The 11,121-nt window shown below is 31.9% G+C and carries 13 protein-coding genes; 11 read left to right on the top strand and 2 right to left on the bottom strand.

Going from position 1 to position 11,121, the window contains the following annotated elements; translation table 11 throughout:
- Window positions 1-10: 10 nt before the first annotated feature.
- On the bottom strand, window positions 11-472 hold the full coding sequence (locus C1X07_RS18230; RefSeq protein ID WP_128755319.1) for a hypothetical protein: 462 nt from the start codon (window positions 470-472) through the stop codon (window positions 11-13).
- A 168-nt stretch (window positions 473-640) separates the two neighbouring features.
- Window positions 641-1,102, bottom strand: a complete 462-nt coding sequence (locus C1X07_RS18225; RefSeq protein ID WP_103071472.1) for a hypothetical protein — start codon at window positions 1,100-1,102, stop codon at window positions 641-643.
- 128 nt (window positions 1,103-1,230) lie between these two features.
- Here C1X07_RS18225 and C1X07_RS18220 point away from each other — a divergent pair, with 128 nt between their 5' ends.
- The 11 genes from C1X07_RS18220 (at window position 1,231) to C1X07_RS18170 (ending at window position 11,120) form a co-directional block, all read left to right on the top strand.
- Window positions 1,231-1,719: a GNAT family N-acetyltransferase gene (locus C1X07_RS18220; protein WP_103071471.1), complete on the top strand. Its 489-nt coding sequence runs from the start codon at window positions 1,231-1,233 to the stop codon at window positions 1,717-1,719.
- A 19-nt stretch (window positions 1,720-1,738) separates the two neighbouring features.
- Window positions 1,739-2,590 carry a peptide chain release factor N(5)-glutamine methyltransferase gene (gene prmC, locus C1X07_RS18215; protein WP_103071470.1) on the top strand — a complete coding sequence of 284 codons (852 nt, stop codon included), beginning with the start codon at window positions 1,739-1,741 and terminating at the stop codon, window positions 2,588-2,590.
- Window positions 2,591-2,601: 11 nt separating this feature from the next.
- Window positions 2,602-3,192, top strand: a complete 591-nt coding sequence (locus tag C1X07_RS18210) for an LOG family protein (protein ID WP_103071469.1) — start codon at window positions 2,602-2,604, stop codon at window positions 3,190-3,192.
- A 56-nt stretch (window positions 3,193-3,248) separates the two neighbouring features.
- Window positions 3,249-5,243, top strand: coding sequence for an NAD-dependent DNA ligase LigA (ligA, locus tag C1X07_RS18205; RefSeq protein WP_103071468.1), 1,995 nt, complete (start codon window positions 3,249-3,251; stop codon window positions 5,241-5,243).
- A gap of 581 nt (window positions 5,244-5,824) precedes the next feature.
- Window positions 5,825-6,520 carry a hypothetical protein gene (locus C1X07_RS18200; RefSeq protein WP_128755318.1) on the top strand — a complete coding sequence of 232 codons (696 nt, stop codon included), beginning with the start codon at window positions 5,825-5,827 and terminating at the stop codon, window positions 6,518-6,520.
- A 64-nt stretch (window positions 6,521-6,584) separates the two neighbouring features.
- Window positions 6,585-7,289 (top strand): hypothetical protein, encoded by a 705-nt coding sequence (locus tag C1X07_RS18195; protein WP_128755317.1) that lies wholly within the window; start codon window positions 6,585-6,587, stop codon window positions 7,287-7,289.
- Between the two features lie 118 nt (window positions 7,290-7,407).
- On the top strand, window positions 7,408-7,929 hold the full coding sequence (locus tag C1X07_RS18190; RefSeq protein ID WP_241507282.1) for a DUF6913 domain-containing protein: 522 nt from the start codon (window positions 7,408-7,410) through the stop codon (window positions 7,927-7,929).
- Between the two features lies 1 nt (window position 7,930).
- A complete protein-coding gene (gene dapA / locus C1X07_RS18185) occupies window positions 7,931-8,803 on the top strand; it encodes a 4-hydroxy-tetrahydrodipicolinate synthase (RefSeq protein WP_103071465.1) in 873 nt (290 codons plus the stop codon).
- Window positions 8,804-8,818: 15 nt separating this feature from the next.
- A complete protein-coding gene (locus C1X07_RS18180) occupies window positions 8,819-9,745 on the top strand; it encodes an ion channel (protein WP_103071464.1) in 927 nt (308 codons plus the stop codon).
- A gap of 232 nt (window positions 9,746-9,977) precedes the next feature.
- Complete coding sequence (locus C1X07_RS18175) at window positions 9,978-10,772, top strand: outer membrane protein assembly factor BamD (RefSeq protein ID WP_103071463.1); 795 nt, start codon at window positions 9,978-9,980, stop codon at window positions 10,770-10,772.
- Between the two features lie 15 nt (window positions 10,773-10,787).
- Window positions 10,788-11,120 carry a DNA-directed RNA polymerase subunit omega gene (locus C1X07_RS18170; protein ID WP_103071462.1) on the top strand — a complete coding sequence of 111 codons (333 nt, stop codon included), beginning with the start codon at window positions 10,788-10,790 and terminating at the stop codon, window positions 11,118-11,120.
- Window position 11,121: the final 1 nt, after the last annotated feature.

Below are 11,121 nucleotides of genomic sequence, written 5' to 3'. Positions count from 1 at the left end.
TGTTGATTAATTATCTTTCTAGTTCAAACACATATTTTATAGTTCCCTTTTTTTGAACTTTTTTAGGATTCCATTTGATACGAACTATTTGAGTTTCATCCGAAGGGAATATTTTTTCATTTACACCATGTATTGCAATAAAAACTACACATTTGGAGAAATAACCTTTTTCTACATGATCATCAATTGAAGATATTTTAAGAACGATTTCATTGGTGCCGTTTTTGATAAGCTTTTGGGCTTTATTATTGCTTGTGCTGCTTCCTGGTTTTGTAAATTCATGAAGCTTTTTGCCGTTTAAATAGATTTTTCCTTCTACTCCTTGACTTGTTTTGGCTTCAAGTTGGTAATATTTGAATGGTTCTTTTTTTATTGGAGTAATTTCAATAATTTCAGGTTTGCTTTGACTAAAGGAATTTGTGGTGGGAACAAAAAACATTATCAAAATAAAGTGTTTAATCAATTTTTTCATTTTGTTTTCAGTTTATCTAATAGGATAATGATGCGTCCTGACTAGAGGTTGTGTTGTTGATTGACTATGGGGTATTCAAACTTTTATGTTAATTACAAATATCTTTACTATCAATAGGAGTTGAATCACTGTTTTCAGTGAAAAATTACCAAGTTGCAGGTGGGATTGTTATTTTAATCTCACCATTTGTTCTTTGTCGATTGAGTAAGGGTAAGAGAAACTTCCTAAGTGGTATTTTATAGCGCCTTTATATCTTATTTTTAGTGAATCGGTTTGCACTACTTTTAGGATGCTACCGAGAAGATTATTTTTATTTTCTTTGTATACTTTGGAGAGTGAAATTGTGCCTTCTAAGGGGATAGAAAATTCGCTTTTTTGAGGAACCTTAAATTCTTGAGAAGAAACCGTTCCTACATCAATGTTATCCACAAAAATATGCATATCATCTATTGAAAGTGTTCCTCTTAAATTATTTGGATTGTTAAAAACAGCATCTGCATTGAGGGTTATATTATTGAGGTCGATATTTTTAACTTCAATGTTGTCAACGTATTCGAATTTTAGTTTTTTAGAAACAGAACAGTTTGTGGTAAGTATAAATATTGTTGATAATAATAAAAACTTCTTCATTGATTTCTGATTAGATTTGACGTATATTTCAATACCCTTTTTAGAACTAATTTAATACTCAAAACTAAAATCATAGAAATAGTCAGATTTGTGTTTTGTAGTAAAACAAAAGTAAGGTTTTTAATATAATGAGCGATCTGAAAATCCGACCAATACAGTTAGAAGATAATAAAGCAATTGCTAAGGTGATACGTGATGTTTTGATAGAAATGGGAGTCCCAAAAGTTGGTACTGCATATGAGGATAAATCGTTAGACAGCATGTTTGAAACATATAAGCAACCAGGGATGGGGTATTATGTTGTTGAAGAAGGTGGTAGGGTTTTAGGAGGAGCGGGTATAGCGCCTTTAGATGGGGTAGAGTCTATTCGGGTTTGTGAGTTGCAAAAAATGTATTTTTTACAAGAAACTAGAGGTAAAGGGATAGGTTTTAGAATGATCAATAGATGCCTTGACTATGCAAAAAAAGAGGGGTATACTAAATGCTATCTAGAAACGATGCCTTATATGGAAGCAGCTAGGAAGTTGTATAGAAAGGTAGGTTTTAAGTCGCTAGAGGAGCCAATTGGGAATACTGGACATTATAGTTGTCAGGAATGGATGATCAAAGATTTGTAATTTAAAAATAAACTTCACATTGAAGATAAAAGATCTTAGAGATAGTTTTGTAAGCTCATTGTCAGGGATTTATGATTCTGAAGAAGTATTATCTCTTTTTTATATGTTAACAGAAGAAATTCTGGAGCTTAGAAGAGTCGATGTAGCTATACATCTTAATAAAAAACTTTCGGCTGAAGAGAAAAAAAAGTTTGATAAAGCAGTAAAACGTCTCAAGGATCACGAACCAGTTCAATATATAATTGGTAAAGCTGATTTTTATGGAGTAACTTTTAGGGTGACCCCTCATGTGTTAATTCCCAGACCTGAAACTGAAGAGTTAGTGGATTGGATTATAAATGATCAAGCTAATGCTAAAGATTCAATTTCGATATTAGATATAGGTACCGGAAGTGGTTGTATTGCAATCTCATTGGCTAAGAATTTGCCTAAAGCAAAGGTGTATGCAATTGATGTTTCTGCAGAAGCAATAAATGTTGCTAAGGAAAATGCAAGTAAAAATGAGGTAGATGTAACGTTTGTTTTGACAGATATTTTGAATACAGAAGAGCTGTTTCTGAAATTTGATATTATTGTTTCTAATCCTCCCTATGTAAGAGAATTGGAGAAAAATGAGATGAAAGCTAATGTATTGGATAATGAACCTCCACAGGCTTTATTCGTTTCTGATGATGCTCCATTGATTTTTTATAAAAAAATCACCCAATTGGCAAGAAAAAAGTTAAAGGAAAACGGTGTGTTGTATTTTGAGATTAACCAATATTTGGGTGAGGAAACTAAGAGTATGATTGAAGCTAAAGGGTATACGACGGTTATAGTGCGTAAAGATATGTATAACAATGATAGAATGATAAAAGCTTCGGTGAACTAAAAAAACTAAATATGAATAGACTTACATCGATATGTGTATTTTGTGGAAGTAGTGAAGGAAATGATACTAAGGTTATTTCTGAAGCAATATTATTGGGAGAAAAATTGGCAAAACAACAGATTACTTTAGTGTATGGAGCCGCCAAAATAGGGATAATGGGTAAAGTAGCTCAAGGGGTATTACAACATAAAGGGAAAGTGATTGGAGTGATTCCTGATTTTTTAAAACAAAAAGAGGTTGTTCATTTAGGATTACATGAGTTAATTACTACATCAAACATGCATGAGCGCAAAATGAAAATGCAGGAGTTTAGCGATGGTTTTATTACATTACCAGGTGGGTTTGGGACATTAGAAGAATTGTTTGAGATTATAACATGGTCGCAATTGGGCTTGCATCAAAAACCAATCGGGCTTTTGAATATAGGAGGGTTCTATGATGACCTGTTGGCGATGTTAGAAAATATGGTAAGACGAGGTTTTTTGAAAATGGATAACTATGAGTTACTTCTTGTTGATAATGATATAGATCGATTATTAGAAAAGATGAAAACCTTTAAGCCAGCACAAGTTCCAAAATGGTTGAAGCTAGATAGAACTTGAAAATTAAGTCAGTTATACGATCAAAATATTACAAAAGAATAAGACATATTGTTTAGATGAATACAGAACAACATATTAATCAATTAAGAGAAGAATTAAGACAGCATAATTATAATTACTATGTGCTTGATGCAGCAGTAATAAGTGATTATGAGTTTGATATGAAGCTTAAAGTATTACAAGAATTAGAAGAAAAACACCCGGAGTTTTATGATTCTAATTCACCGACACTCAGAGTAGGTGGTGAGGTAACCAAGAACTTTGAAACCGTAGTGCATGAAGAACGAATGTATTCTTTGGATAATTCATATTCTCGAGAAGATTTGACAGATTGGGAAAAACGAATTAGGAAACTAGTTGATGGAGAGATAAAATATACTTGTGAGCTTAAGTATGATGGAGCTTCTATAAATCTTACTTATGAAGAAGGTGCTTTGGTAAGAGCTGTAACTAGGGGAGATGGTATTCAAGGAGATAATGTGACTACTAATGTAAAAACAATCAATACGGTTCCATTAAAGCTAAAGGGAGATTTTCCGGCGAAGTTTGACATTAGAGGAGAGATAGTCCTGCCTCATGAGGGGTTTATAAAAATGAATGAAGAGCGAGTTGCAGCAGGAGAAGAGCCTTATGCTAACCCTCGTAACACAGCTTCAGGTAGTCTTAAGTTACAGGATAGTAGTGAAACTGCTAAACGCCCTCTGGATTGTTTATTGTATAGTATAAAAGGAAATAAACTAGGGATTACTACTCAATACGAAAGCTTAGGAAAAGCAAGAGATTGGGGGTTTAAAGTTCCATCAGAATCTAAACTGGTAAGCTCAATTGATGAAGTTTTGGAGTTTATAACCTATTGGGATGTCCATCGTCATGATCTGCCTTATGAAACCGATGGTGTGGTGATAAAGGTAAATGATCTTCAGCAACAAGAAGAACTTGGGTATACAGCAAAAGCTCCTAGATGGGCGATGGCATACAAGTTTAAAGCAGAACAAGTGTCTACTGTTCTTCAAGAAATAACATACCAAGTAGGTAGAACGGGAGCGATTACTCCTGTGGCTAACCTAGAACCTGTATTACTTGCAGGAACTACTGTGAAGAGAGCTTCTTTGCATAATGCAGACCAGATAGAAAAACTTGATATTAGAGTTGGAGATACTGTTTTTGTTGAAAAAGGAGGAGAAATAATCCCTAAGATTATAGCGGTTGATTTTCAAAAAAGAGCTCAAAGTCTACAACCAACTTTATATATAACCGAATGTCCAGAATGTCAAACTACCCTTAAGCGTAAAGAAGGTGAAGCGCAACATTATTGCCCTAATTACAAAGGGTGCCCTCCTCAGATAATAGGGCGTATTCAACATTATATTTCGCGAAAAGCAATGGATATCGAAGGGCTGGGTGGAGAAACAGTGGCTTTATTAGTTAAAGAAGGTTTAATAATGAATTATGCTGATCTCTATGAGTTAAAAAAGGAGCAGGTGATTCCTTTGGAGAGAATGGCGGAAAAAAGTGCAGAAAACCTTGTTGCGGGAATAGAAAAATCTAAAAAAATCCCTTTTGAACGTGTTCTGTTTGCATTAGGAATCAGATATGTTGGAGAGACTGTCGCCAAAAAATTAGCAAAACACTACAAGTTTATTGATGCAATTATTACTGCATCAGAAGAAGAATTAGTAAATGTTGATGAAATAGGTATTAAGATTGCACAAAGTGTAACAGAATTTTTTGCTTCTGAAGAAAATAAAATTTTGATCGATAGGTTAAAGCAGTATGGTGTGCAGTTAGAAGTTTCTGCAGAAAAACTGGCAAATCAAACCGATACTTTACAGGGGCAAACATTTGTGGTTTCGGGAGTGTTTGAAAAAGTATCACGTAACGAGCTTAAGAAATTGATAGAAGATAATGGAGGGAAAATATCTAGTTCAATTTCTTCAAAAACTTCTTTTATTGTTGCAGGTGATAAGATGGGACCTAGTAAATTAGAAAAAGCAAAGGCTTTGGAGATTCCTCTTATAAGTGAAGATGAGTTTCTTGATAAAATAAAATAAAGATCAGTTTTTTTGGGTTAGAGTGTATTTTTTTGCTTCAGAAAGATAGGTCTGTGTTGATTGAATTCAAAGTGTAAATAGCATCGTAATAATTCTTTTTTTATTCTGATTAAAATTTCGACATTTTGAACTTGATGCAATAGCGCTTGTTTAATCTATCATTTTTTACTGTTTTTTCTTTTAAAATATTTGATTTTCAATTTTATCTCTTTGTTGCTAGTTTTTTTGTAAAACGTGTATAGGACAATTTTCTGTTATTCTAAAATTTAGTATCTTGTCTAAGGGAAAAAAGTTATTTAATTGTTTGATAAAAATATATAGAGGTAGTTGTATAATTTCTGAATAAATACCTGGTGTAAAGTAGGGCAATAGAAGTTGTTGCTATGCTTCAGTTTGTTATGCCTTTTGCTTGATAGTTTTTGTTCTTAATTAGTGAATTTGTGCAAAATCTAATACGATTATTACTTTCTGTATGAGGCAATATGTCACTGTGATTTTTTTTGTGTTATCACAGAATACATTGTTTGTTTTTGATTCAAAAGATCTGACAGTTTTTGATTTGTATAAAAAAGAAGTAACTCTTGAGCGTAGAGAAGTTAGTATATCAATTGTTTTACATTACAGGGATACTTACTCTGATGACTTCTGTTTTTGCAGATAGACTTATTGTTGTTTTTAAACCTCTCGTTGTTGTTGCATTATGTGTTATATATCTGATAAAGACAAAACAAAAAAACTATTTGGTAATAGTAACCATGCTTTTGATTATGGTTATAGAGGTGCTGACTGCTAAAGATTTTGTGAAGTATTTTAGGGTGCTTAATATTCTTCTTTCTGTTTATTATATCCTTAATATTGTTTTGTTATGGAAAAGTTTTAAAAGAATTAAAGTTCGTCTTAAGAAAATTTTTACAATTCAATTGCTAATTACAATGGTACTGATTGTTTATGTTTTGTTTTCGGTGGCAGATTTGATTTTACCTCAAGTGCATGATGATGGAGTATATCTGTTTATTCTTATTGTTTGCTTTACTGTCTTTATAGGAGTGTGTTATTATATTTATCTGAATAGTAAAACAGTAGTGAGTTCTTCTTTAATGGTGGCAGCTTCTTGTTTTTTGATTGTTAATATTATTACAGCACTTAATAGTTTATATGTTTTTTTAGAGGTATTTGTTCTAATAGCTAACTTTCTTCAGATTTCCGGACAATATTTTTTAATCAAATTTTTTATCGAACAACAATCTTTAACTCCTGTTAATGATGATTACTTGTGAAAATAAAATATATTATAGTCAAAAAAACCTGCCTATCTATGGCTCTTAAATACTTTAAAATCTTTTGAAAAAAACAGATTTCACATACTTGTTTTTCTATATCTCTTTTTTAGCAGTTATATGTGCTGTTTTGTTTTTTGATAAATGGGTATTAGTGTATGTCAAGCCAATTGTACCTCTGTCATTAGTTTTTATATATTTAAAACATGCCAAAAAACCTGCTTTTTTGTTTGTAGTATGTATGCTTTTAATTATTGTCACCGACATTTTTATATCTCTGGACTTTGCTAAGTACTATACGGTTATTGCCCTGCTGATTTCTCTTTTTTATGTACTATGTATTCTTTTGTTAAAGAGGTTTATCTCAAAAGGAGATGTAAATTTAAAAACACTATTGGCAGTGCCGGTCATACTGAGTACAGTTTTGATTGGGTATTTAGTTTTTTCAATTGTAGATTTAATTTTGCCCAAAATGACTAATTCTATTGGGTCTATGATTTTAATAATAGTTAGTCTTCTGATGTTTGTTGTTGTTTGTTTCTTTGTTTATGTCGCAGATAAATATGAGAAGTTGATTTACCTTTTTATTGCAGCTTGTTGTACTTTGTTTGTAGATGCACTTTTGCCAATAAATGAATTGTATTATTATAGTACTGTGTTTACTGTGCTCATAAATATCACAGAAATATTAGGGATTTTCCTGTTTACCGTTTTTTTTATTGAAACAAAACCAAAGAATAAAAAAGAATTTGACGATAAATATTTTTAGATTTAACAAAAATTACTATGTTGTTTAATTATTAAACTTTTCTCTTTTTCTTGAAGAGTACCAGATGATTTTAAATTGTAAAATAGCTACATTTGTGGCTTATTAATTTTTTTAATAAATGATTTTAAAAGGCCTTAAGAGGAATGCAATAAAAAAAAATATAGAAACGCATTTAGGAAAAAGAAATACTGATCAAAAAATTTCTAATCTTAAAACACTTGCTGTTCTTATTGACGCATCCCAATCTATTAATATTGTTTCGTTATTGAAACTAGCAAATGAATTAGGGGTTAAGTCAGAAAAACTAAAAGTATTAGGCTATAAAGAAGATCATAAAGACGTTGTAGATGATAAGGATGCTGCTTATTACAGCGACAAAAGCTTTGGAATGAGCGGTGCTGTAAAAAGTAATTCTTTACTTGATTTTATAAATGAAGATTACGATGTCTTGATTAACTTTTATGAAGAAGATTCGATAGAGTTAAACTATGTAGCTGCAGCATCAAAAGCCAAATTTAAAGTTGGTTTTGCGGCTGTAGACAACCGTATTAATGACTTAATTATTGGAGCTACTACTAATGATACAAATCTTTTTATATCAGAACTTAAGAAATATTTAAAAATTTTACAGATTATATAGCATGAGTGATTTTCTTAGAGGAACAGGAGTAGCATTAGTAACTCCTTTTAATAAAGATGGATCGATAGATTATAAAGGAGTTACATCATTAGTTGATTTTTGTATAAAAGGAGGAGTAGAATACCTTGTGGTACTTGGAACTACTGCTGAATCGGCTACAATTACTAAAGAAGAGAAAAAGAGTTTAATAGCACATATTATAGAGGTGAATGATAAAAGACTTCCTCTTGTTATAGGTGTTGGTGGAAATGATACTGCAGCGATTATTGATGAAATTAAAGAAGTGAGTTCTTTAGATTTTGCGGCAATATTATCTGTGGTTCCTATGTATAACAGACCTAGTCAAGAAGGGATTTTTCAGCATTACAAAAGTATTAATGATATCACACCATTACCTGTTTTGTTATATAATGTACCTTCGAGAACAGCTACGAACATGACTGCAGAAACGACATTGCGCCTTGCCAAATTAGACAATATTATCGGTATAAAAGAGGCGGTTGGAGATTTTACCCAAGTTCTTAGAATAATAAAAGATAGACCAGAAGGGTTTTTGGTAATTTCAGGTGATGATGCATTGGCATTACCAGCTGTGGCTGCTGGTGGAGACGGTGTAATAAGTGTGATAGGGCAAGGATTTCCAGAAGAGTTTTCTGAAATGATACGGCTTGGGTTGTCAGGGCAAACAAAAAAAGCATTCGATACTTTTTATAAACTTCTTCCTGTTTTGGATTATGCTTTTGAAGAAGGGAATCCTGCCGGAATAAAAAATATTTTAAAGGTCAAGGGAGTGTGTGAAGATAATCTTCGTTTGCCGTTAATTCCTGTTTCTCAGGATTTAGCAAAAAGAATAGAAGAGTTTGTTCAGAATTAATAGCTTTCAGAAGAGATGGCTAAAAAAGTAAAAGATCCAGGAGTAGGTAAGTCTTCAAATAGATACGCCAAACGGTTTATCAATCAAGATGGTTCTTTTAATATAAAACATGTAAATAGACCAAGCTCCTTGTCAGAAAGTTATAACTATTTAATTAGTATTAGTTGGACTAAGTTTTTCTTGTGGGTAATCCTAGGGTATACTCTGATTAATTCTTTATTTGCAATAATCTATACATTTTTAGGAATATCAAATATAACAGAATCAACTGGAGATGTTTTTAAGGATTTCCTTAATGCTTTCTTTTTTTCTGCTCAGACAATTACCACTGTAGGGTATGGTGCGATGGCTCCCAAAGGTGTTATTTTTGGAATTATATCTTCTTTTGAAGCACTTATAGGATTATTAAGCTTCTCATTTATTACAGGGCTATTGTATGGTAGGTTTTCTAAACCAAGAGCAAATATTAGGTTTAGTAGTAGTGTAGTAGTAAGAAAGCATAATGGGATGGATTGTATTATGTTTAGATTGATGAGTAGAAGTGCTAATGTGATGATTCGTCCTAAAATAGAAGCTACATTAGCGCTATCTCAGGAGGATAAGGGTAAAAAATTTGTGAACAACTTCTTTAGTCTTAAGTTAGAGCGAAATTCAATCACATATTTGCCAACTACTTGGACTGTTGTGCACCCTATAGATGAGTTGAGTCCGCTCAAAAAAATTGATAGAGAAGAGTTACAAAACTTAAAAGGAGAAATATTAATATTAGCAAGTTATTATGATGAATCCTTTGCTCAGGAAGTTCATCAAGTACATTCATATGTTTTAAAAAATCTAAAAATTGACCAACGTTTTGTTCCAGCATTTCATTATGATGATGAAGGGCATACAATTCTGGATCATAATAACCTTGATAAAACTTTTGCCAGTAAATCCAGTTGATACAAAAAGACAACTTTTAAGAATGTTAAAAATAATTAGATCCTGCAACACCTTCCTAATTGTGTAGTTATTGAAATGAACCTGAATTGATGTGGTAGATGTATACCAAATTATTAATGAGGGTAATTCTACCTGTTTATACGGATAATAAATAAAGACAGATGAATTGAATGAACTAAAGTTTTTGTAATACGGCAGAAATATATACTTTTGCCAGATGTTTTTTTAAGATATGAAGAGATTATTGTATTTGCTTGCTGTTGTATTATTATTAGGCTCTTGTAGTGAGTATCAAAAAATAGTAAGAGGCGAGGATATAACTGCAAAGTATAAGACTGCTGAGGATTTGTATAAAGAAGGAAAGTACAAAAAGGCTTTACGGCTTTTTGAACAGATAGTTCCTTTGTATAGAGGTAAGCCACAGGCAGAAAGAATTATGTACTACTATGCTGATACATATTATCAGTTAGAAGATTATTACTTGTCTGGATATCAGTTTGAAAGATACGCTAAGTCCTATCCCAAAAGTGAGAAAAGAGAGGAAGCATCATACAAAGGAGCCAAAAGTTATTATCATCTTTCTCCAAGATATAGTTTAGATCAAGAAGAAACAACTAAAGCTATAGAAAAGCTTCAGGCTTATATTAACGAATATCCTGAAAGTGAAAACTTAGAAGAAGCAAATAAATTAGTAGCAGAACTTAGAACGAAGAAGGAGAAAAAAGCTTACGAAATAGCAAAACAGTTTCATCATAGAGAGAACTATAAAGTTGCGATTTCAGCATTTGACAATTACCTTGTAGACTATCCTGGATCATCCTTTAGAGAAAAAGTATTATATTACAAATTAGAGTCTGAGTATTTATTGGCTATAGGTAGTTATGAAAGTTTGGTAGAAGAGCGATTAAATGTAGCTCAAGGGTATTATAATAGTTATAAGAAATACTACAAAACAGAAGGAGAATATCTAGAGAAGGCAGATGAATTAGGAGAAGATATTAAGACAAGATTAGAAGAATATAAATAGAAAATAAAGTAGAAGATGGATTTGAAAAAAAGCAATGCGCCGGTAAACACAACTACTATTGATAAGAACCGTATTGATCAGCCAACAGATAATATATATGAGGCTATATCGGTAATATCAAAAAGAGCAACTCAGATTAATACAGATATTAAGAAAGAGCTTCTAGAAAAATTAGATGAATTTGCTACATATAATGATAGTTTAGAAGAGATTTTTGAAAACAAGGAGCAGATCGAAGTTTCTAAGTTTTACGAAAGATTACCTAAACCTCATGCCTTGGCTGTGCAAGAATGGTTAGAAGGTAAAATCTATCATAGAAATACGAAAAAAGACACAGAATCTCTATAAG

Source organism: Aquimarina sediminis (genome assembly GCF_002895435.1).
Taxonomy (GTDB): domain Bacteria; phylum Bacteroidota; class Bacteroidia; order Flavobacteriales; family Flavobacteriaceae; genus Aquimarina; species Aquimarina sediminis.
This window is presented reverse-complemented; position numbering and strand designations above follow the sequence as displayed.